At 64.0% G+C, this 22137-nt stretch carries 22 protein-coding genes; 3 read left to right on the top strand and 19 right to left on the bottom strand.

Features of this window, described 5'->3' with window-relative positions; all coding sequences use genetic code 11:
* Window positions 1–50 precede the first annotated feature (50 nt).
* The 3 genes from WBH99_RS09930 to hemA form a co-directional block, all read right to left on the bottom strand.
* Window positions 51–290, bottom strand: a complete 240-nt coding sequence (locus WBH99_RS09930; RefSeq protein WP_424219920.1) for a DUF2789 family protein — start codon at window positions 288–290, stop codon at window positions 51–53.
* A gap of 294 nt (window positions 291–584) precedes the next feature.
* Window positions 585–2759, bottom strand: a complete 2175-nt coding sequence (katG, locus tag WBH99_RS09925) for a catalase/peroxidase HPI (protein WP_424219919.1) — start codon at window positions 2757–2759, stop codon at window positions 585–587.
* 210 nt (window positions 2760–2969) lie between these two features.
* Window positions 2970–4235 carry a glutamyl-tRNA reductase gene (gene hemA / locus WBH99_RS09920; RefSeq protein ID WP_424219918.1) on the bottom strand — a complete coding sequence of 422 codons (1266 nt, stop codon included), beginning with the start codon at window positions 4233–4235 and terminating at the stop codon, window positions 2970–2972.
* A gap of 115 nt (window positions 4236–4350) precedes the next feature.
* Between hemA and WBH99_RS09915 the strand changes: the two genes are divergently transcribed.
* Window positions 4351–4992, top strand: a complete 642-nt coding sequence (locus tag WBH99_RS09915) for an OmpA family protein (RefSeq protein WP_424219917.1) — start codon at window positions 4351–4353, stop codon at window positions 4990–4992.
* 136 nt (window positions 4993–5128) lie between these two features.
* Here WBH99_RS09915 and trpC read toward each other — a convergent pair whose 3' ends face one another.
* From trpC to rpe, 9 genes are all read right to left on the bottom strand, one after another.
* Window positions 5129–5917 (bottom strand): indole-3-glycerol phosphate synthase TrpC, encoded by a 789-nt coding sequence (gene trpC, locus WBH99_RS09910; RefSeq protein WP_424219916.1) that lies wholly within the window; start codon window positions 5915–5917, stop codon window positions 5129–5131.
* Window positions 5914–6948 carry an anthranilate phosphoribosyltransferase gene (trpD, locus tag WBH99_RS09905; protein ID WP_424219915.1) on the bottom strand — a complete coding sequence of 345 codons (1035 nt, stop codon included), beginning with the start codon at window positions 6946–6948 and terminating at the stop codon, window positions 5914–5916. Before trpD ends, trpC begins: the two co-directional genes overlap by 4 nt.
* Window positions 6945–7517, bottom strand: a complete 573-nt coding sequence (locus WBH99_RS09900; protein ID WP_424219914.1) for an aminodeoxychorismate/anthranilate synthase component II — start codon at window positions 7515–7517, stop codon at window positions 6945–6947. The genes trpD and WBH99_RS09900 overlap by 4 nt, the downstream gene beginning before the upstream one ends.
* Before the next feature lie 202 nt (window positions 7518–7719).
* Window positions 7720–8100, bottom strand: coding sequence for a helix-turn-helix domain-containing protein (locus WBH99_RS09895; RefSeq protein WP_424219913.1), 381 nt, complete (start codon window positions 8098–8100; stop codon window positions 7720–7722).
* 1 nt (window position 8101) lies between these two features.
* Window positions 8102–8407 carry a type II toxin-antitoxin system HigB family toxin gene (locus tag WBH99_RS09890; protein WP_424219912.1) on the bottom strand — a complete coding sequence of 102 codons (306 nt, stop codon included), beginning with the start codon at window positions 8405–8407 and terminating at the stop codon, window positions 8102–8104.
* Between the two features lie 44 nt (window positions 8408–8451).
* Complete coding sequence (locus tag WBH99_RS09885; RefSeq protein WP_424219911.1) at window positions 8452–8691, bottom strand: hypothetical protein; 240 nt, start codon at window positions 8689–8691, stop codon at window positions 8452–8454.
* Window positions 8692–8775: 84 nt separating this feature from the next.
* Window positions 8776–10269 (bottom strand): anthranilate synthase component I, encoded by a 1494-nt coding sequence (gene trpE / locus WBH99_RS09880; RefSeq protein WP_424219910.1) that lies wholly within the window; start codon window positions 10267–10269, stop codon window positions 8776–8778.
* A gap of 171 nt (window positions 10270–10440) precedes the next feature.
* Window positions 10441–11106 (bottom strand): phosphoglycolate phosphatase, encoded by a 666-nt coding sequence (locus tag WBH99_RS09875; protein ID WP_424219909.1) that lies wholly within the window; start codon window positions 11104–11106, stop codon window positions 10441–10443.
* A 2-nt stretch (window positions 11107–11108) separates the two neighbouring features.
* Window positions 11109–11810: a ribulose-phosphate 3-epimerase gene (gene rpe / locus WBH99_RS09870; protein ID WP_424219908.1), complete on the bottom strand. Its 702-nt coding sequence runs from the start codon at window positions 11808–11810 to the stop codon at window positions 11109–11111.
* 75 nt (window positions 11811–11885) lie between these two features.
* Here rpe and apaG point away from each other — a divergent pair, with 75 nt between their 5' ends.
* Entirely contained in the window at window positions 11886–12263 is a 378-nt protein-coding gene (apaG, locus tag WBH99_RS09865) for a Co2+/Mg2+ efflux protein ApaG (protein WP_424219907.1), read from the top strand.
* On the opposite strand, the gene argJ is transcribed toward apaG, so the two are convergent.
* The 3 genes from argJ to WBH99_RS09850 form a co-directional block, all read right to left on the bottom strand.
* Window positions 12260–13498: a bifunctional glutamate N-acetyltransferase/amino-acid acetyltransferase ArgJ gene (argJ, locus tag WBH99_RS09860; protein ID WP_424219906.1), complete on the bottom strand. Its 1239-nt coding sequence runs from the start codon at window positions 13496–13498 to the stop codon at window positions 12260–12262. The two genes, apaG and argJ, sit on opposite strands and share 4 nt — an antisense overlap.
* 109 nt (window positions 13499–13607) lie before the next feature.
* Window positions 13608–16322 carry a preprotein translocase subunit SecA gene (secA, locus tag WBH99_RS09855; RefSeq protein ID WP_424219905.1) on the bottom strand — a complete coding sequence of 905 codons (2715 nt, stop codon included), beginning with the start codon at window positions 16320–16322 and terminating at the stop codon, window positions 13608–13610.
* Window positions 16323–16409: 87 nt separating this feature from the next.
* Entirely contained in the window at window positions 16410–17327 is a 918-nt protein-coding gene (locus tag WBH99_RS09850; protein ID WP_424219904.1) for a M23 family metallopeptidase, read from the bottom strand.
* Between the two features lie 13 nt (window positions 17328–17340).
* On the opposite strand from WBH99_RS09850, the gene WBH99_RS09845 reads away from it, so the two are divergent.
* The gene (locus WBH99_RS09845) at window positions 17341–17838 is read left to right on the top strand and encodes a DciA family protein (RefSeq protein ID WP_424219903.1); all 498 of its coding nucleotides are present in this window, start codon (window positions 17341–17343) and stop codon (window positions 17836–17838) included.
* Between the two features lie 126 nt (window positions 17839–17964).
* On the opposite strand, the gene lpxC is transcribed toward WBH99_RS09845, so the two are convergent.
* The 4 genes from lpxC to WBH99_RS09825 all read right to left on the bottom strand — a co-directional run bounded on the left by lpxC (window position 17965) and on the right by WBH99_RS09825 (window position 22133).
* A complete protein-coding gene (lpxC, locus tag WBH99_RS09840) occupies window positions 17965–18891 on the bottom strand; it encodes a UDP-3-O-acyl-N-acetylglucosamine deacetylase (protein WP_424219935.1) in 927 nt (308 codons plus the stop codon).
* A gap of 77 nt (window positions 18892–18968) precedes the next feature.
* The gene (ftsZ, locus tag WBH99_RS09835) at window positions 18969–20117 is read right to left on the bottom strand and encodes a cell division protein FtsZ (protein WP_424219902.1); all 1149 of its coding nucleotides are present in this window, start codon (window positions 20115–20117) and stop codon (window positions 18969–18971) included.
* A 37-nt stretch (window positions 20118–20154) separates the two neighbouring features.
* Window positions 20155–21384 (bottom strand): cell division protein FtsA, encoded by a 1230-nt coding sequence (gene ftsA / locus WBH99_RS09830; RefSeq protein WP_424219901.1) that lies wholly within the window; start codon window positions 21382–21384, stop codon window positions 20155–20157.
* Complete coding sequence (locus WBH99_RS09825) at window positions 21381–22133, bottom strand: cell division protein FtsQ/DivIB (RefSeq protein WP_424219900.1); 753 nt, start codon at window positions 22131–22133, stop codon at window positions 21381–21383. The genes ftsA and WBH99_RS09825 overlap by 4 nt, the downstream gene beginning before the upstream one ends.
* Window positions 22134–22137: the final 4 nt, after the last annotated feature.

Raw genomic sequence — 22137 nt, 5'->3', positions numbered from 1 at the left:
CCGTCGTTTCCTAACCGTCGTTTCCTAACCGGCTTTTTTCTGCCGGGCGTTCATTTTTCGGCGTGCAGTTCCCCATTGAGCCGTTCGGCCACCTGGGCCCAATCGGCATCATCGCCGATCGCTTCGCAGAGAAACAGGGCTTGGGAGGAAGACCAGAAAGCGGCATCATGCAGCTCGGTTCCGCCCGGCAAGGGGCGGTGCGCCGCGATGAAGCTGGCAATCTCGGCCGCTCCATTGGGCCGGCCCAGTTGCGCAAAGAGATGGCTCAGGTCGTGTTGCGTGTGTTCCATGGCGGTATCTTCCCGGAGAAAATGCCGGCCACGATGGCAAGGCATCTGAGTTGGACCCCGGATTGGCGCATCGGTTGCAGCTATCCTGTCATTCGGGACCAATGTGGGTACGGAGCAGGTACGGAGCAGGTACGGAGCAGATGCCGGAGCGCCTCGGTCAGGCGCAAATTCCTGGCGCAAATTCCTGGCGCAAAGGCCTGGCGCAAAGCCAGGGACTTCTCCCGGATCCCCCGCTGTTTTTTCTGCAAGCCCCCCAAGCAGTGCCGCTACCTGGGGGGCTTTGCCGTGGGGGGATCAGGCCGCCAGGTCGAAACGGTCGGCGTGCATCACCTTGGTCCAGGCGGCGACGAAGTCGCGCACGAATTTCTCCTGGTTGTCGTCCTGGGCATAGACCTCGGCATAGGCCCGCAGCACCGAGTTGGAGCCAAACACCAGATCGACCCGGGTCGCCGTCCACTTCGTCTTGCCGCTTTGGCGATCGACGATGGCGTAGCGGTTGCGCCCGGTCGGCTCCCAGCGATAGGCCATGTCGGTGAGATTGACGAAGAAGTCGTTGGAGAGCGTTCCGACCCGGTCGGTAAAGACCCCATGCGGGCTGCCGCCATGGTTGGCGCCGAGCACCCTGAGGCCGCCGACGAGGGCGGTCATTTCACAGGCGGTGAGGCGCAGGAGCTGGGCACGGTCGAGCAGCATCTCCTCGGGCTGGACGGCGTAGTCCTGCTTTTGCCAGTTGCGAAAGCCGTCCGCCAGGGGTTCCAGGACTTCGAACGACGCCACGTCGGTCTGGTCCTGGCGGGCATCGCCCCGGCCGGGGGCAAAGGGCACCTCCACCGCCAAGCCGGCCGCCTGGATGGCCTCCTCCAGCCCGACATTGCCGCCCAGCACGATCACGTCGGCAACGCTCGCGCCGGTCTCGGCGGCGATCGTTTCATAGACGCCCAGCACCCGGGCGAGGCGGGCGGGCTCGTTGCCTTCCCAGTCCTTTTGCGGGGCGAGGCGGATGCGGGCGCCGTTGGCGCCGCCCCGCTTGTCGGAACCGCGGAAGGTGCGGGCGCTATCCCAGGCGGTCGCCACCCTGTCGCTCAGGGCAAGGCCGGCGGCGGCGATCTTCGCCTTGACGGCGGCGACGTCATAGGCCGTGTTGCCGGGAGGCACGGGATCTTGCCAGATCAGGTCTTCGGCGGGCACATAGGGGCCGAGGTAGCGGCTCTTGGGGCCCATGTCCCGGTGCGTGAGCTTGAACCAGGCGCGCGCGAAGGCGGCCTCAAAGGCGGCCGGGTCCTTGTAAAAACGCTCGGCGATCTTGCGGTATTCGGGGTCGAACTTGAGCGCCATGTCGGCGTCCGTCATGATCGGCTTCGTGCGGCGGGAGGGGTCTTCCACGTCCGCCGGCATCTCCTCGGGCGCGATTACGACCGGCTCCCACTGCCAGGCCCCGGCCGGGGATTTCTGCAGCCACCAGTCGTGCTTGAAGAGCATCTCGAAGTAGCCGTTGTCCCACTTCGTCGGATGCGTCGTCCAGGCACCTTCGATGCCGCTGGTGACGGTATCCCGGCCGATGCCGCGGGTTTTGTGGTTGATCCAGCCCAGGCCCTGTTCCTCCACCTCGGCGCCTTCCGGGGCGGGGCCGAGGTTGGCGGCGCTGCCGTTGCCGTGGGCCTTGCCGACGGTGTGGCCGCCGGCGGTGAGGGCGACCGTTTCCTCATCGTCCATGGCCATGCGGGCAAAGGTGACGCGCATGTCCTGGGCGGTTTTCAGGGGATCGGGCTTGCCATCCACCCCTTCCGGGTTCACATAGATGAGGCCCATCATCACGGCGGCGAGGGGGTTTTCCAGATCGCGCTCACCATGATAACGGCTGCCTTCGCTGCCGCTCGGGGCCAGCCATTCCTGTTCGGAACCCCAGTAGATGTCCTTCTCGGGGTGCCAGATGTCTTCCCGGCCAAAGGCAAAGCCGAAGGTCTTGAAGCCCATGGATTCATAGGCGACGTTGCCGGCCAGGATGATCAGGTCGGCCCAGGACAGCTTGTTGCCGTATTTTTTCTTGATCGGCCAGAGCAGGCGCCGGGCCTTGTCCAGGTTGGCGTTGTCCGGCCAGGAATCGAGCGGGGCGAAGCGCTGGTTGCCGGTACCGGCGCCGCCGCGGCCATCGGCGATCCGGTAGGTGCCGGCCGAGTGCCAGGCCATGCGGATCATCAGGCCGCCGTAGTGGCCCCAGTCGGCCGGCCACCAGGGCTGGCTGTCGGTCATCAGGGCGCTGAGGTCCTGCTTTACTGCCTCGTAGTCGAGTTTTTCGACCTCGGCGCGGTAATCGAAATCGGGGCCGAGCGGGTTCGTCTTGCGATCGTGCTGGTGCAGGATGTCCAGGTTCAGGGCCTTGGGCCACCAGGCCATCACCGAACGGCTGACGACGGTGTTGCCACCGTGCATGACCGGGCATTTGCCGGCGGGGGGGGTGCTCTCGCTCATTTTGCTTTCCTCTTGGGGTGGGGTTCGTGACGACCCGGTCGTTCGGGCCATCGAGGGCTGGATTCACGCCAGATGGAACGGCCGGTTTCCCGCCCCACGCAGCATTTCTTTCCGGGATGACAATCTAGGCCTGCAGCGGCCGTAAGGCCAATGGTTTGTGAATAAACCGTGAATAGATCCTGGCTATTGGCCTTTGCCATGCCCCAAAGATCAATGTCCGGCGGAGGCGTCCGGGTGCAGATGAAAGAGCCGCGATGCTGCTTCCTGCAGATCCTTGCGGGTCTCCGCATCGCTCAGCTGCAGGGCCTGGGTGGGGGCGTGGAGGAATTTGTTGGTGAGGCGCAGGGAAAGTTGTTCCAGCACTTTTTCCGGGCTGTCCCCCGCGGCCAGGCGCTTCATGGCATGGTCCAGCTCATGGCGGCGGGCGCGCTCGGCGGCATCCCGCAGCCCCCGGATCAGGGGCACGGTATCCCGGGAGGCCATCCAGTGCAGGAAGCTGTCGACCTGGGTGTCGATGATGGCTTCGGCCTGGAGCACGGCCGCCTGGCGTGATTCCATTCCCGTGGCCACCACCTGGGCGAGGTCATCCACGGTGTACAGGAACACGTCGCCCAGTTCTCCGACCTCGGGCTCGATGTCGCGCGGCACGGCCAGATCCACCATGAACATCGGCCGGTGCCGGCGCGCCTTGATCGCCCGTTCCACCATGCCAAGGCCGATGATGGGCAGGGGCGAGGCGGTGCAGGAGACCACGATGTCGTACTGGCCCAGGGTATCGGCCAGTTCGTCGAGACGGATGGCCTGGCCGCCCAGGCGGTCGGCCAGGGCCCGCCCCCGTTCCACGGTGCGATTGGCCACGGTCACCTGGCGGGGCTGCCGGGCGCAAAAGTGGGTGGCGCAGAGTTCGATCATTTCACCTGCGCCGATGAAAAGGATCTTCTGGTCGGCAAGGGATTCGAAAATCCGCTCCGCCAACTGCACCGCCGCCGCCGCCATGGATACCGTACTGGCGCCGATGGCGGTGCTGCTGCGGACTTCCTTGGCCACGGCAAAGGCGCGCTGGAAGAGCTTGTGCAGGTGAGTGCCCAGGGTGCCGGCCGACTCGGCCACACGCACCGCATCCTTCATCTGACCGAGGATCTGGGCCTCGCCCACCACCATCGAATCCAGGCCGCTGGCGACCCGGAAGGCATGGCGCACCGCATCCCGGGAAGGCAAGGTGTACAAGAAGGGCTTGAGCGTGTCCCGCTCCAGCTGGTGATATTCGGCAAACCACTCGGCGGCGGCTTCCGGGTTTTCGGTGGCGCAGTAGAGTTCGGTACGGTTGCAGGTGGACAGAATGGCAGCTTCCCGCACGGAGCTGGCCCGGGTCAGGGCGCACAGGGCCTGAGGCAGGGTATCGACGTGAAAAGCCACCTGTTCCCGGATCGCCAGGGGGGCCGAGTGGTGGTTGATGCCGAGGGTGAAAATTGCCATGGGGTCGCCATTTTGGGGGTGGACGATTATATCATTGCCCCCGGCCTGCCTTCCTGTGGCTAGGTCGGCGCCGACGCGTTATCATCCGCCCCTGCCTCCCAACTATCTGTCGATCATGCCCCGCCCCTCCCCGTCCACCCTGGCTCTGTCCCTCACCGCGCTCTTTTTGGCCGCCTGCGCCACCCCTCGCCCCAGCAACAGCGTCAAGGTGATCCCGCCCGCCACCTTCAAGGTGCACCCGGGCCTGCTGGGCCAGCCGGTGCCCCCGGAACTCGAACGCTTGGCAGGCGGCACCGGGGCAGGCGGCACCGGGGCAGGTGGTGCGGCCGGGACAGGTGGCTCCGCCGGAACGGACGGTGTGGCCGAGGCAGGTGGCTCCGCCGGCAAGGCAGGGCTCCAGATGGACGAGGAAGGCCTGCGCACCCAGCGCAGCGTCTATTTCGATTTCGACCAGTACGACATCAAGCCTGATTTCAACCCGGCCCTGGCCGCTCACGGCCGCTATCTCGCCAAACACCCCCAGGCCCGTGTCCGGGTGGAAGGCAATGCGGACGAGCGCGGCTCCAGTCATTACAACCGGGTGCTGGGCATGCGCCGTGCCCTCGCGGTCAAGAATGCACTCCTTGCCAACGGCGCGAGCGACAAGCAGGTCAAGACCATCACCCTGGGCGACAGCCGTCCCAAGCTCAAGGGTAAGGATGAAGCCTCCTGGGCCGAAAACCGCCGGGCCGACGTGGTCTATGAAGTGGAAAAATGAGCCCTGTGCCGCCAAAAACAAGCCCTATGCCACCCTATGCCACCCCTATGCCACCCTATGCCACCCTATCCCGCCAACAAACGAAACCCCGGCCTGACCGGGGTTTTTTTTGGGAAAGCGGGTAAAGTCCGCGGCCTCAGCCAAACAGCCGTTCCAGTTCCACCCCGGGATCGGGAGCGCGCATGAAGGCTTCGCCCACCAAAAAGGCATGGACATTCCTGGCCTGCATGGCCTTGACGTCTGCCGGCGTCAAGATGCCGCTTTCGGTGATGACCAGCCGGTCGGCGGGAATCCGCGGCAGTTGCGCGAAGGTGGTCTCGAGGCTGACTTCGAAGGTGCGCAGATTGCGGTTGTTGATGCCGATCAGCGGGGTCTTGAGCTGCAAGGCGAGTTCCAGTTCCTCGCCATCGTGGCTCTCCACCAGCACCGCCATGCCCAGCTCCCGGGCCAGACCTTCGAAATCCTGCATCTGCATCAGGGAGAGCTGGGCGACGATCAGGAGGATGGCATCGGCGCCCATGGCGCGGGCCTCGAAGATCTGGTAGGCATCCACCAGGAAGTCTTTTCTCAGCACCGGCAGGCTGCAGGCGGCCCGGGCGGCTTCGAGGTAAGCCGGGGAACCCTGGAAATAGAGGCGGTCGGTGAGCACGGAAAGGCAGGTGGCGCCGTGGACCGCGTAGCTCGCGGCGATTTCGGCGGGGTGAAAATCCGGGCGGATCACCCCTTTGGAGGGGCTCGCCTTCTTGATTTCCGCAATCACCGCCGGCCTGCCGGTAGCGGCGCGGCCTTGCAGGGCGCCGGCAAAATCCCGGGCCGGGGCCTGGTCCCGAGCCCGGTCCCGGACTGCTTCCAGGGGCAGGCGGTAACGCGCCGAAGCGATTTCCTCGCGCTTGGTGGCAATGATTTTCTCGAGAATGTCGCTCATGTGAATTGCCTCGTGAAACTGACGAATTCATCGACCTTGGCCCGGGCGGCGCCCGAGGCGATCAGGTCGAGGGCTTGCTCCACCCCGGCTTCCAGGGATTCGGCCTGGCCGGTGACATAGAGGCTGGCGGCGGCGTTCAAGGCGACGATGTCGCGCGCGGCGCCCGCCTTGTTTTCCAGGGCGGCGAGCAGCATCGCCCGGGAGTCCTCGACATGGGCGACTTCGAGGGTCTTGGGGTCGTGCCGCGCCAGGTCGAACTGCTCGGGGCTGATTTCGTATTCGCTCACCTCGCCATCCTTGAGTTCGCCCACCCAGGTCGGGCCGGAGATCGAGATTTCATCCAAACCCTCGCGGCCGAACACGGTCAGGGCCCGGTGGCTACCCAGGCGCTGCAGCACCCGGGCGAGGATGCCCACCAGGTCCGGGTGGAACACGCCGATCACCTGCTGCGGCGCGCCGGCCGGATTGGTGAGGGGGCCGAGGATGTTGAAGAGGGTCTTCACGCCCATTTCCCGGCGCACCGGCGCGGCGTGCTTCATGGCGCTGTGGTGGTGGGGGGCGAACATGAAGCCGACCCCCACCGTTTCGATACATTGCGCCACCTGTTGGGGACCGAGGTCGATGTTGGCGCCCAGGGCCTCCAGCACGTCGGCACTGCCCGACTGGGAGGAAACGGAGCGGCCGCCATGCTTGGCGACGCGGGCACCGCCGGCGGCGGCCACGAACATGGCGGCGGTGGAAATGTTGAAGGTATGCGCCCCGTCGCCGCCGGTGCCGCAGGTATCGACCACCTTGCTCAGATCGGTGAGCTCCACCTTGGTCGATAGCTCGCGCATGACGCTGGCGGCGGCGGCAATCTCGCCGATGGTTTCCTTCTTGACCCTGAGCCCGGTGATGACGGCGGCAATCATCAGGGGGCTCACTTCCCCTCCCATGATCTGGCGCATCAGGGAAACCATCTCGTCAAAGAAGATTTCCCGGTGTTCGATGACCCGCTGCAGGGCTTCCCTGGGGCTGAAGACGGCGTTCATCGGGCAAATTCCTCGAGAAAGTTGGCAAGGAGCGCATGACCGCGCTCGGTGAGGATGGATTCCGGGTGGAACTGCACCCCCTCCACGGCCAGGGTCTTGTGGCGCACCCCCATGATCTCGCCATCCTCGGTCCAGGCGGTGATCTCCAGGCAATCGGGGCAGCTCTCCCGCTCGATCGCGAGCGAATGGTAACGGGTGCAGGTAAGCGGATTGGGCAGGCCCTTGAAGACGCCCCTGTCCTTGTGGTGCACCGGGGAGACCTTGCCGTGCATCAACTGCCGGGCATGGACGATCCTGCCGCCGAAGGCTTCACCGATGGCCTGATGGCCGAGGCAGACGCCGAGGATGGGAATCCTGCCGGCAAAGGCCCGGATCGCCGCGAGGGAAATGCCGGCCTGGGCCGGGGTGGCGGGGCCGGGGGAAATCACCAGATAGCGGGGATCAAGCGCTGCGATCCCGTCCAGGGTGATGGCGTCGTTGCGATAGACCCGCACCTCCTGCCCCAGCTCGCCGAAGTACTGCACCAGGTTGTAGGTGAAGGAGTCGTAGTTGTCGATCATCAGCAGCATAGTTAAGCTATTCCTTTGATTTAATTGGCAATTGCCGCTGACTGCCTCTATTTTTATCCGGTAAGTGTCCGGTTGTTTGTTGAATGCCCGCCTCGCCGCAGTTGGCTAGGGAAAAAATGTTGCACGAAGGAGCGATTATCATCTGCACGACCTACTCGCGTCAAAAACCGGACAAGGCCAGATCAGGCCAGATCAGGCCAGATCAGGACGCGATGTGCCGCTTCGGGGGCTGGATAAGGCACTCGGCCGGAATGCCCAGCTTCTCGTGTAGCTTCCAGATCATGTTCAGCGTCAGCGGGCGCTTGCGGTTCAGAATCTCATAGACGCGGTTCAGTCGGCCGATTGCGGGCACCAAGTCCTTAGGCGTCAGCCCGGCCTGATCCATGCGAAACTTGATGGCCTCGACCGGATCGGGCAGGTCAATCGGGTAGTGCTTGGCCTCGTAGGCTTCCACGAGCGTCAGCAGGATTTCAAAGCGGTCGCCATCGGGAGTGCCGGGGGCGGGTTCGGTGTCGAAGTAGGCCGAGACTTCAGAGAGCGCGGCCTGGTAGTCCTCTTCGGTGCGGATCGGGCGAATTTCCATGTCAGACCTCCATCTCTACAGTTTCAGCGTCTATGGCATCGTATTCCTTGTGGGTGCCGATGAATTTCACATAGACCGCCTGGTAGTGGTAGGCAACGGACAGCACCAGTCGATAATCGTTGCCCTTGATATTGAACACCACGCGGCGATTCTTGAGGATGCTCGCGCTTCGATATTGTTCCTTGATCTCGGCGGGTTGCGTCCATGTGGACTGCTTGACTTCATCCACCCAAGACTTGAGCGGTTGCTCTGCATCCGGGTGTTTTTCCCAGAAGGCGCGGAGGAATTTGACAGCGACGATGTTCATGCAGCGATTATAGTCCCAAACCGGGATAAACCTGAATTCGGCCGTTACCCGGTCAATGCGAGCGGCTCTGGGGGGAGCCAGGGCGGGGGCGGCCGGGTGATTTTCGCCACCCCATCGTCCACCCACGCCTTCCAGCGCTTGGCCTGGGGCAACGGCTTTGCAACTGCGCGGACATGGCGCAAGGCCGCCCGGATATGGGCAATGCGCGCCGCCCGCTTGTCCACGGCCATGGCCTGCTGGGCCTGCGTCAGTACCGCTTTGTCGCGCCTTTTGGCTTCACCCATCAGGTGACTCCTGCTCATTCGTTGAAACGGGCTGCCAGTCTGGCATCGCGCAGATTGACCTGAGATCAACTGCCGGAAACAGGTTCAATCCATGCAGGTATCGAGACCGGCTTCGGCCAGTTCGGCGGCGCGGAGCACGGCCCTGGCCTTGTTGCGGGTTTCTTCCCATTCGGCCTCGGGGTTGGAGTCGGCGACGATGCCGGCGCCGGCCTGGACGTGCAGTTTGCCATCCTTGATGACCGCGGTGCGGATGGCGATGGCCACATCCATGTCGCCGTGGAAACCCAGGTAGCCGACGGAGCCGGCGTAGAGGCCGCGCTTGACCGGCTCCAGTTCGTCGATGATTTCCATGGCGCGCACCTTGGGGGCGCCGGAAACCGTGCCGGCCGGGAAGGTGGCCTTGAGCACGTCCATGGCGCCCAGACCCGGCTGCAGCTTGCCTTCGACATTGGAAACGATGTGCATCACATGCGAATAGCGCTCGATGCTCATGTTCTCGGTGACCCGGACGCTGCCCACCTGGGCCACCCGGCCGCAGTCGTTGCGGCCCAGATCCATCAGCTGTACATGCTCGGCCCGTTCCTTGGGGTCGGCCAGCAGTTCCACCGCCAGGGCGGCATCCTCTTCCGGCGTGATGCCGCGTTTGCGGGTGCCGGCGATCGGGCGCACGGTGACCTTGTGCTCCGTCCCCTGCTCTTCCAGGCGCACCAGGATTTCCGGCGAGGAGCCCACCACATGAAAATCGCCGAAATCGAAATAGAACAGGTAAGGGGAAGGATTGAGGCTGCGCAGAGCCCGGTAGAGCGCCATGGGGCTGGCACCGAAGGGCTTTTCCATGCGCTGGGAAATCACCACCTGCATCACATCGCCTTCGGTGATGTAGTCCTTGACCTTGACGACGGCGGCCTTGAACGCTTCCTCGCCAAAGGTGGACACGGCCGGCGCCGAGGCCACGGGCGTTTCCGCCGGCACCGTGACCGGCTGACGCAACCGGACCAGCAAGGCCTTGAGGCGGGCGCGGGCTTTCTGGAAGGCGTCGGGCTGGCCCGCTTCGGCATAGACGATCAGGGTCAGCTTGCCCGAGAGGTTGTCGACCACCGCGAGCTCTTCCGAGAGCAGCAGCAGGATGTCCGGCGTGCCCAGATCGCCGGCCGAGGGCCCCTTGCCGAGCCGGGGCTCCACATAGCGGACCGTGTCGTAGCCGAAGCAGCCCACCAGGCCACCGGTGAAGCGGGGCAGGCCGGGAGACGGGGGCGCCTTGAAGCGGGCCATGAAGTCGGCGATGAAATCCAGGGGATTCACGGCTTCGGTCTGTTCGACCACCGTGGCGCCATGGAGCACCTGCACCTGTCGGCCCCGCACGGCGATCCGGGTCGGCAGGGCGCTGGCGAGGCCGATGATGGAATAGCGGCCGAAGCGCTCACCGCCTTGCACGGATTCGAGCAGGTAAGTGCAGGGGCCGTTGGCCAGCTTCAGGTAAATGGAAAGGGGGGTATCGAGATCGGCAAAGGTCTCGAGGCTGACCGGGATGCGGTTATAGCCTTGCCCGGCCAGGGCGTTGAATTCTTGTTCAGTCATGGAAAGCCTCGCAAAAACAAAAACGACGAAGAGTGCTGTGGGTGCTGCGTACAGCTTGCCTGCCGGAAGCGGCCCGGCGCAGGATCACGGACGCCAGAGGCGCCAGCTATGCCGGGGTTGCCAGGTACGCAGGTTCGTCATGTTCTCGAGGCGGTCTCGGTCCGGAGGGGATCAGATCAGGGATCGGGCCAGCCGCAGGGCGGCTGAGAGGTCGGATACTAGCGCATCGCAATCGACACTGTCCACCGGCTCGCCTTCCGTGTAGCCATAGGGCACCAGCCAGGCCAGACTGCCGGCGGCCCGGGCGGCCGCCACATCGTTGCGGGAATCGCCAATGTGCAGATTGGCCTCGGGAGCCACCCCCAGCACCTCGCAGGCATGTAGCACCGGTCCCGGATGGGGCTTCTTGTAGGGCGTGCTGTCGCCGCCGACGTAAAACCGGAAATAGCGGGCCAGGCCGGTCATTTCCATCAGGGGTGCCGTGAAGGCCAGGCTCTTGTTGGTGACCACGGCCAGGGGCAGGCCCGTCTCCTGCCAGGCTTGCAGCCCCTCCAGCACGCCCGGATAGGGCCGCGCGGCCCGGCCATTCTGTTCCTGGTAGAACTGCCGGAAGAACTGCATCCCGGTCTGCACCGCCTCGGGGGCCGGCGGTGCCTCCCCGGTCAGGCACCGGGTGACCAGTTCTTCCATGCCCCGCCCGACGAAATTGCGGATCTCGGCTTCACTGCGTTCTGGCAGGGCCATGGCGCGGAACATGCGGTTGCAGGCCACGGTGATGTCCGGCGCCGTATCCAGCAAGGTTCCGTCCAGGTCGAAAGTCACGGATTGCAGCTTCATGGTCAGGCCCTCCCCAGCTCGGCGCGCAGGGCGGCCAGGACGGAATCGTAACGATGCGGGTCGCTGTCCTGGCCGGCGCCATACACGGCGGAGCCCGCCACGAAGGCATCGGCACCGGCCCGGGCGATCTGGGCGATATTGCTGACCTTGACGCCGCCATCCACCTCCAGGCGGATGCGCCGGCCGCTTTCCCGCTCGTAGGCATCGAGCCTGGCCCGGGCTTCGGCCAGCTTGGCGAGGGTAGCGGGAATGAAGGACTGGCCGCCGAAACCGGGGTTCACACTCATCAGCAACACCACGTCGAGCTTGTCCATGACGTAATCCATATGCTGCAAGGAGGTGGCCGGATTGAACACCAGGCCAGCCTGACAGCCGCTGTCGCGGATCAGGCCCAGACTGCGGTCCACATGCTCGGAGGCTTCCGGGTGGAAGGTGATGATGTCGGCCCCGGCCTGGGCGAAATCGGGGATCAGGCGATCCACCGGCCTGACCATCAGATGCACGTCGATGGGCGCCTCGGTGCAGGGCCGGATGGCTTCGCACACCAGAGGGCCGATACTGAGGTTGGGAACGTAATGGTTGTCCATCACGTCAAAATGAATCCAGTCGGCACCGGAAGCGATGACGTTGACCACCTCCTCCCCCAGTTTGGCAAAATTGGCCGATAGAATGCTGGGGGCGATGAGAAAATCCCGGCGGGTCATGGTGAGCGCTTCCAAGGTTTCGACAAGACCGGCATTTTAGCCTCCCCACCCTCAAACTTGAACAATGGCCTCCCCATGAGCGACAAACAGAAAATAGCCGTCAGCGTGCGTACCCAGTACCTCCCCGAGGAATCGGATGCGGACAACAAACGCCATGTATTCGCCTACACCGTCACGATTGCCAACCAGGGCAGCGCGGTCGCCCAGTTGATTTCCCGGCACTGGATCATCACCGACGGCAATGAGCAGATCCAGGAAGTCAAAGGCCTGGGCGTGGTGGGTAACCAGCCCCTGCTCAAACCCGGGGAAAGCTTCGAGTACACCAGCGGCTGCGTCCTTGCAACTCCGGTGGGCACCATGCGCGGCACTTACCAGATGGTGACCGGAGAAGGCGTCCCCTTCGCAGCCGCGATTCCCGAATTCGTGCTCGCCATCCCCCGGACCTTGCATTAGGAGCGGTAGTCGGCGTTGATCTTGACGTAGTCGTAGGAGAGGTCGCAGGTATAGACGGTGGCGGCGGCGGCGCCCCGGCCCAGGTGCACCCGCACGGTGATTTCCGGCTCGGCCATGATCGCCGCCCCGCTTTCTTCCTTGTAGCTCGCCGCCCGGCCGCCCAGTTCGGACACCAGGGCAAGCTGACCTGCCGCTTCCAGCCAGACCTTGACCCCTTCCACTTCCAGATCGCCGATGCCGGCATAGCCGACGGCCGCCAGGATGCGGCCCAGATTCGGGTCGGAAGCGAAGAAGGCGGTCTTCACCAGCGGGGATTGGCCGATGGCGTAGGCCACCTGGCGGCACTCTTCCCGGTCCTTGCCGCCTTCCACCGCCACGGTGATGAACTTGGTGGCCCCTTCCCCATCCCGGACGATGGCCTGGGCCAGTTCCCGGGCCACGTCGATCAGGGCGGTCCTGACTTCGCTCCAGCCGGCTTCCTGCCCGGTGGTGAAGGAGAGTTCGCCCTTGCCGCTGGCGATCATGATGAAGGAATCATTGGTGGAGGTGTCGCCATCCACGGTGATGCAGTTGAAGGATTGATCCGCCGCTTCTTGCACCAGGGCGTCGAGCAGGGGCTGGGCGATGCCGGCGTCGGTGGCCATGAAGCCGAGCATGGTGGCCATGTTCGGCTTGATCATGCCGGCGCCCTTGGAGATGCCGGTGATGGTGAGGGTCTTGCCGCCCACTTGCAACGTGCGCGAGGCGGCCTTGGCCACCGTGTCGGTGGTCATGATGGCATGGGCGGCTTCATGCCAGTGCTCGGCCGCGAGGTCGGCCAAGGTGGCGGGCAAGGCCGCCGTGAGGCGCTCGACCGGCAAGGGTTCGAGAATCACCCCGGTGGAAAAAGGGAGCACCTGCTCGGGCGCGATGCCGAGCAGTCGGCCCACCGCCGCGCAGCAGGTCTCGGCCGCCGCGCGGCCCGGCGCACCGGTGCCGGCATTGGCAATGCCGGTGTTGATCACCAGGGCGCGGATGCCTTTGCCGGCCGCGAGGTGCTGGCGGCACAACTGTACCGGGGCGGCGCAAAAGCGGTTGCGGGTGAATACCCCGGCCACCGTGGCGCCCGCTTCCAGGGCGATCAGGGTCAGGTCCTTGCGATTCTTTTTGCGGATTTCAGCTTCGGCCACCCCCAGGGTGACGCCGGCGATGGGGTACAGGGCGGCGGGGGCGGGCGTGGTGTAATTCACAGGCATGAGAGAACTCCGGAGTGAAAGAGGGAATGTGATGGGCGGCCAATGTGATGGGGCGGCCAATGACAAATCGGCGCCCTGCCGGACGCCGATTTTTGCTCAGGCGAGATGATCAAGCCAGTTTTCCGTGACAGTGTTTGTATTTCTTGCCGCTGCCACAGGGGCAAGGATCGTTGCGGCCGATCTTGGGGTCGGCATGAACCGGCTGAGGCTTGGCCTCACCGGCTTCGGCAGCGCCGCCCAGCACTTCGTCATAGCCGGCGTGGTGATACTGCACGTTCTCCACGTCAGGGTGGGGAACGCTTTCTTCCACATCGGCCTGGGTGCTGATATGGACCGTGATCAGCACCCGGGTGACGTCGCGGCGGATGGCATCGAGCAGCCCCTCGAACAGTTCGAAGGCTTCGCGCTTGTATTCCTGTTTGGGATTCTTCTGGGCGTAGCCGCGCAGATGGATCCCCTGACGCAGGTGATCCAGGGCGGCCAGGTGCTCGCGCCAGTGGGTATCGAGGCTCTGCAGCATGACATTGCGCTCGAAGTGGTGGAACGCCTCGGCGCCCACCAGGGCCACTTTCTCTTCGTAAATCTCGTCGGTGAGCTTGAGCAGCCGGCCCAGGATTTCCGTGTCGGTCAGCGTCGAATCCCGGCTCATCCACTCGGTGATGGGCGCTTCGACCAGGAAATCGCCCGCCAGCGCCCGTTCCAGACCCGCAATGTCCCACTGCTCTTCGACCGATTCAGCCGGCACGAACTGACGGAACAGTTCTTCGAGCACCCCATGGCGCATGGCCGTGATGGTTTCAGAAATATCCTCGGTGGCCAGGAGCTCGTTGCGCTGGGCGTAGATGACCTTGCGCTGGTCATTGGCGACATCGTCGTATTCGAGCAACTGCTTGCGGATATCGAAATTGCGGCCTTCCACCTTGCGCTGGGCGGATTCGAGCGAGCGGGTCACCAGCGGATGCTCGATGGCCTCGCCTTCGGGCATTTTCAGCTTGTCCATGATGGAGCGCAGCCGCTCACCGGCAAAGATGCGCAGCAGGGAATCGTCCAGCGACAGGTAGAAACGGGAGGAGCCCGGATCCCCCTGGCGGCCGGCCCGGCCCCGCAACTGGTTGTCGATGCGGCGTGATTCATGGCGCTCGGAGGCGATGATGTGCAGCCCACCGGCAGCCAGCACCTGATCATGCACCTTCTGCCATTCGGCCTTCATCCCGGCGATGCGCGCGGCCTTGTCGGCTTCGGACAGGGATTCATCCGCTTCGACCGCGGCGATCTGCTTCTCGATATTGCCGCCCAGCACGATGTCGGTACCGCGGCCGGCCATGTTGGTGGCGATGGTGATCATGCCGGGACGGCCGGCCTGGGCGACGATTTCCGCTTCCCGGGCATGCTGCTTGGCGTTGAGCACCTGATGTGGCAGCTTTTCCTTGTCCAGCAGCCTGGAGAGCAGTTCGGAAGATTCGATGGAGGTGGTGCCCAGCAGCACGGGCTGACCGCGGTCATGGCAGTCCTTCACGTCGGCAACGATGGCGGCATGTTTCTCGTCGGCCGTCTTGAACACCAGATCATTGTGATCCTTGCGCTGCATGGGCCGGTGGGTGGGGATCACCACGGTTTCCAGACCGTAGATCTGGTGGAATTCGTAGGCTTCGGTATCCGCCGTGCCGGTCATGCCGGCGAGCTTGCCGTACATGCGGAAATAGTTCTGGAAGGTGATCGAGGCCAGGGTCTGGTTCTCGTTCTGGATCCTCACTCCTTCCTTGGCTTCCACCGCCTGGTGCAGGCCATCGGACCAGCGCCGCCCGGCCATCAGGCGGCCGGTGAATTCGTCGACGATGATGATTTCGCCGTTCTGCACCACATAGTGCTGATCCTTGTGGAACAGGGTGTGGGCCCGCAAGGCGGCGTTCAGGTGATGCAGCAGGGTGATGTTGGCGGCTTCATAGAGGCTGCGGCCATCGGGCAGCAGGCCCATATTCACCAGAATGTTTTCGGCGTGCTCATGGCCCGCTTCGGTCAGGTGCACCTGATGCCCCTTCTCATCGACCCAGTAGTCGCCCTCGCCCTCTTCTTCGGCGCAGCGGCTCAGCATGGGCGCCACGGCATTCATGCGCAGGTAAAGTTCGGTGTGATCCTCGGCCTGGCCGGAAATGATCAGCGGCGTCCGGGCTTCGTCGATGAGGATCGAATCCACCTCGTCCACGATGGCGTAATTGAGACCCCGCTGCACCCGCTCCGCGGCGGAGTAGACCATGTTGTCGCGCAGGTAGTCGAAGCCGAATTCGTTGTTGGTGCCGTAGGTGATGTCTGCCGCGTAGGCCGCCTGCTTGTCTTGATGGTCCATCTGGGAGAGATTGACGCCGACCGAAAGGCCCAGGAAGCGGTGCAGGCGCCCCATCCATTCTGCATCGCGGCTGGCCAGGTAGTCATTCACCGTGATGACATGGACGCCCTGGCCGGAAATGGCATTCAGGTAGGCCGGCAGGGTCGCCACCAGGGTCTTGCCTTCGCCGGTACGCATTTCGGCGATCTTGCCGTCATGGAGCACCATGCCGCCGATCAGCTGGACGTCGAAGTGACGCATGCCCAGCACCCGTTTGCTGGCCTCGCGCACCACGGCGAAGGCTTCGGGCAGCAAGTCGTCCAGGCTTTCGCCTTTACCATGGCGGTCGCGGAACTCGTCGGTCCTGGCCCTGAGGGCATCGTCGGAGAGCGCGGCAATCCCGGACTCCAGTTCATTGATGCGGCGGACGGTCTGGGAATATTGCTTGATCAGCCGCTCATTGCGGCTGCCAAAAATCTTTTTGAGTAATCCGGAAATCATCGCTTCACGCTCGGAGCGCCCTAGGGCAGCAAAGTGCCGATTCTAGCATGACGGACAGCCGCCACCTTTTGCCGGCGGCGGCATGATTCAGCCGTTACGTGCCAGTCGCCGCTCCAGGAAAACAGCAGGATCAATGGGATGCCCGTTTTCCTTGACTTCAAAATGCAGGTGCGGCCCCGTGGAGCGCCCCGTACTGCCCAGTGCCCCTAGCCTCTGACCCCGGCGGACGACGCTCCCCACCTCCACCGCCATGGACGCCAGGTGGGCGTAGCGGGTCATCAGTTCGCCGCCATGATTGATTTCCACCAGATTGCCAAACTCGGGGTGATAGGCCGCATTCACCACCACGCCCCCGGCTGCGGCCACGACCGGAGTTCCAGGGGGCGCCACGAAATCCAGTCCTTCATGAATGGCGCGGCCGCGACCGAAAGGATCCAGCCGGAGGCCGAAGGGCGAGCCGAGCCGGGCACCACCGAGCACGGGCAGGGTGGTGGGCAGAAACTCGCGGCGCACCATGTTTTCCCTCAGGCTGTTCTCGACGGCGGCAAGACTCTTCGACTTTGCCTCGATGTCCTGAGCCAGACGGTCGATCTCCTGACTCAAGGCCGCTTCGCTCAGCGGCGCCGGGATGAACGGCCCGCCCTGAGGCTCGTCCGGCGCGGCGGTGCCTCTCCTGAGTGGCCCCCCCGTCCCGGCTTTTTCCGCAAGACGTCGGCCCAGCCCATCTAGTTGCACCATCCGGGCCTGCATTTCCCCCAGCCGGGTCGCCATGACCTGCAGGTTGTCCTTGACGAAGCGCTCGGCCTGATGCGCTTCTTGTCGTTGCATGGACAGCACCAGTTCCTGTACCAGCGGCAGGCGCAACTGGATCGTCAGCCAGGAAAGAATGGCCGACCCGAAGCACACCGCGGCCAAAAAGATCACAAAGACTGCGACAATATGCTGGATCCTGATGGTGATCGTCTTCGCCGTCGTGAAATGGCTGGACACCAGAATAATCTGCACGGGCTACCCTCCTATGCTTACCCCCGAAACACTGCTCGAACGTTCGGACCAGACCGCCCGGGTCCTGGCCCACGCCCGCTTGCTCATGCGGCTGGAGCAGCGCTTTGCGGCCTCTGTCCCGGCGGGTCTGGCTGAGCATGCCCGGGTGGTCAATTACCGATCGGGGACGATCGTCATTCACGCCGCCAATGGCGCGGTTGCCGCCAAACTCAAGCAGATCAGCCTGCGCCTGCGGGACAGTTTTGTGAAAATCGGTCTGGAGTGTAACCAGATAGAAGTGAAAGTTCAACCCATTCAAAATCTTGCTCAATCAACCACTTCCAGCGTCAAACCCATGTCATGCGAGAGCGTTCGCGTGCTTTCTGCCTGCGCCGACAGCATGCCCAAGGAATCGCCCCTGGCTCAGGCCCTACGCCATCTGCTGGATCGGGCCGCCATCAGGCAATCAGCAGCGCCCGCTCCAGGAACAGCAGGGCAAACAGAATCAGGGCAAAAATCAGGCTGTATTTGAGCAGGCGAGCGGCAACATCAAGATAGCGGCGCTGCCCGGTCAATGCATGGATCAGGAAACAGAAACCGACGCTGATGATCAGGAGTACGCCGAGGATTCTGAGGACGTACATGGAATTTGTGCCGCTCAGGCAGTCTGGGCCAGCCAGCGCTGGATGCGTTCGGAAACCACGTCGCTGGCGCTGAACGTCACGAATTCCCAGGCTTCCTGCTGGGCCAGCAGGGCCCGGGCCAGGGCGTTGTTGAGGCCGTGGCCGGATTTATGGGCCGTGAATGCGGCCAGGAGCGGATGACCGATCAGGTACAGGTCGCCTATCGCATCGAGAATCTTGTGTTTGACGAACTCATCGCCATAACGCAGACCATCCCCGTTCAGGACCCGGAACTCATCGAGGACGATGGCGTTCTCCAGGCCGCCGCCCAGGGCCAGACCGTTTTCCCGCAGCCACTCCACTTCCTGCATGAAACCAAAGGTGCGGGCCCGAGCGACCTCGCGGGTATAGGAATTATCGGCAAAGTCGATCACGGCGCGCTGGGCGGATTTGTCGATGGCGGGATGATTGAAGACGATGGAAAAATCGAGGCGGTAACCGTCATAAGGGTCGAAACGGGCCCATTTATCGCCGTCGCTGACCTCGACCGTGCGCTTGACCCGGATGAAGCGCTTGGGCGCGGCCTGCACTTCGATGCCGGCAGACTGGATCAGGAACACGAACGGGGCCGCGGAACCGTCCAGGATGGGCACTTCCGGCGCATCGAGATCAATATAGGCATTGTCGATGCCCAGGCCGGCCAGAGCCGACATCAGGTGTTCGATGGTGCCGACCTTGACCTTGCCCTCCGGGCCCTCCTGTTCGAGGCAGGAGCACATGCGGGTATCGCCCACCAGCAGGGCGGAGGCGGGAATATCCACGGGCTCGGCCAGATCGACGCGCCGGAACACGATGCCGGTATCCGGAGCAGCCGGGCGCAGGGCCATGTTCACCTTGACGCCGCCATGGAGGCCGACACCAGAAGCGCGAATCAGGGATTTCAGGGTTCTCTGCTTGAGCATGTTCGATAGGGGGCGGGGGAGGCGCATTCTATCATGAAGGCGCGCTCCCCCGGGCAGAGGCGAAGTGTGACCGGCGCTCAGTCGGCTTGTTTGCGCAGGAAGGCCGGAATGTCGTAGCGGTCCACGCCGCTGTTTTCCAGGGCTTCGGCCGTCACATTGCGACGATTGCGCACCACCGCCGGGATGTTGGCCATTTCGTTGTAGTCGATCGCCGAGCCCATGCCATCGGTCCCGGTTGCCTGCAGCGGGGTGGAGATGACGGTGAAAGCCTGCTGCTTGGCAAGCTGCCCCAGACCGGTGGCCACGACGGTGACGCGCAGGTTTTCCGCCATGTGCTCGTCGTAGACCGCGCCAAAAATGACGTGTGCGTCTTCAGCGGCAAAGGCCCGCACGGTCGCCATCACTTCGTTGACTTCCTTCATCTTCAGGCCGGAACGGGCTGCCGTGATGTTCACCAGCACCCCCCGGGCGCCGGACAGGTTGATGCCTTCCAGGAGTGGCGAAGCCACGGCCTGTTCAGCGGCGATGCGGGCCCGGTCCTGACCGGCGGCCACGGCGGAACCCATCATGGCCCGGCCGGTTTCGCCCATCACGGTGCGCACGTCTTCAAAGTCGACGTTGACCAGACCGTGGTTGGTGATGATTTCGGCGATGCCGCCCACGGCGTTCTTGAGCACGTCGTCGGCCGCCTTGAAGCAGTCATCGACGCCGGCGTCGTCGCCCATCACTTCCATCAGTTTGTCGTTCAGGATGACGATCAGGGAATCGACGTGCTTGGAGAATTCCGTGATCCCGGCTTCTGCATTCTTCATGCGCTTGCCGCCCTCGAAGGAGAACGGCTTGGACACCACGCCCACGGTGAGGACGCCCATTTCCCGGGCAATCTCGGCCACCACGGGAGCGGCGCCGGTGCCGGTGCCGCCGCCCATGCCGGCGGTGATGAAGACCATGTGGGCGCCTTCGAGCTGGGCCCGGATGGCATCCTTGTGGATCTCCGCCGCGCTTTTGCCGGCTTCGGGCTTGCCGCCCGCGCCCAGCTTGCCCAGCGCCAGCTTGATGGCGGCCTGGCTGCGGCTGAGGGCCTGGGAATCGGTGTTGGCGGCGATGAACTCCACCCCCTGCACCCCTTCCCGGATCATGTGTTCGACGGCATTGCCGCCCGCCCCTCCGATGCCCACCACCTTGATGATGGTATCGAGCTCGTCTTTCTCGATGATTTCAAACATACGCGCCTCCGCTGCAATAAAAGTTATAAACCGAAAATCAGAAATTTTTCTCGAACCACGACTTCATGCTGGAAAAGACGTTCTTGACCGAACGCTTCTCCTCCACCTTCTGGCCCCGGCGGCGCTGGGTCTGAGCCTCCAGCAGCAAACCATAGGCCGTCGAAAACCGGGGATTCATCACTACATCCGCCAGGCTGCCCTGATACTTGGGAGTGCCCTGGCGCACGGGCATGTGAAAGATTTCCTCGCCCAGTTCGATCATGCCGGGCATCACCGCTGCGCCACCGGTGATGACGATGCCGGACGACAGCACATCCTCGAACCCGGCCCGGCGCAGCTCGTGCTGGATCAGCTCGAAGAGCTCCTCGACCCGGGGCTGGATCACATCGGCCAGGGCCCGGCGCGAGAGCTTGCGGCTCGGCCGCTCATCGACCCCCGCCACTTCCAGGATGTCTTCCGGATCGGCGAGCTGGGACAGGGCACAGCCGTTCTTGCACTTGATGTCCTCGGCGTCCCGGGTCGGGGTACGCAGCGCCATGGCGATGTCGTTGGTGATCTGGTCTCCGGCAATGGGAATCACCGAGGTATGGCGGATCGCTCCCTGGGTCCACACCGCGATGTCGGTGGTGCCGCCGCCGATGTCGATCAGGCACACCCCCAGGTCCTTCTCGTCCTCGGACAGCACCGCGTAGCTGGAAGCCAGGGGCTGCAGCACGATGTCATTCACCTCCAGGCCGCAGCGGCGCACGCACTTGACGATGTTCTGGGCCGCCGAAACGGCGCCGGTGACGATATGCACCTTCACTTCGAGGCGCATGCCACTCATGCCGATCGGCTCGCGGATGCCGTCCTGGCCGTCGATGACGAATTCCTGGGTGAGGATGTGCAGGATTTCCTGATCGGCGGGAATGGGCCGGGCCCGGGCCGTTTCGATCACCCGGTCCACGTCCGCCGGGGTCACCTCCTTGTCCTTGATCGCCACCATGCCGTCCGAGTTGAAACTCTTGATGTGGCTGCCGGCGATGCCGGTATAGACGTCCCGGACCTTGCAGTCCGCCATCAGCTCCACCTCCTGGATCACCCGGCTGATGGTGTGCACGGTTTCCTCGATATTGACCACCACGCCCTTCTTCAGGCCGCGCGAATCCTGGGAGCCCATGCCGATCACGTTGAGCCGCCCTTCCGCGGTGATCTCGCCGACCAGGGCGACGATCTTGGACGTGCCGATGTCGAGTCCTACGATCAGATCCTTGTTCTCTCTGCTCATTCCTTACCTCTGTTGTCCGGTAGATTCCCCGCCGGGTACAAGGCGAAGCCGTTGGGGTAACGCAAATCCACAGTTACCGGCCGTGGCTCCCGCCCCGCCACGGCGACGGGATATATTTCGATGAAGCGCTGCAGGCGATGGCGGGCGGGCAGGCGGCTCTGCTCCCGGCCCAGGGCCAGCACCATGCCGTTGTCCAGCTGCAGACTCATGGCCAGACGCGGGGAAAGCAGCACCGCCACCGGCTTCAGGTTCACCGGCTGCAGCAGTCCCAGGATTTCGCTGTAGTACCTCAGCAACTGCGCTGCCGTACCCGGCGGGCCCTTGAGCAGCGGCAGGCTGATCAGCTCTTGATCGGGCGGCGTTGCCAGGAACACTTCGCCAAAGGTATTCACCCATTCGTTGCCGGCGTCGCCCCAGCGGGCCACGGCTCGATGCTCCTCCAGCCGCACCACCAGCCGGTCGGGCCAGACCCGGCGCACCTGGGCCTGGCGCACCCAGGGCAGTCCCTCCAGGGACTCCCGCACCCCGTCCAGGGACAGGCTGAGGAAGTTGCCCCGGACCCTGGCCTGCAGCACTTCTTCCAGTTCCAGGGGGGAGACATGCTGCAAGGGCGCTTCCAGCACCACCTCCCGGATCGGTGCAAAGGGCATGCGCAGCACCCAGACGGCGGCCGCCGCCAGGAGCATGGCAGCCCCTGCGGCAAACAGCAGGTCTGCCAGGGTGTTGAGCAGCTGGGGTCGATGCCACATTCAT

It is taken from the genome of Azovibrio sp. (assembly GCF_049658005.1).
Lineage (GTDB): Bacteria > Pseudomonadota > Gammaproteobacteria > Burkholderiales > Rhodocyclaceae > Azovibrio.
The sequence above is the reverse complement of the archived record's forward strand: the minus strand, read 5'-3'. Positions and strand labels throughout refer to the sequence as shown.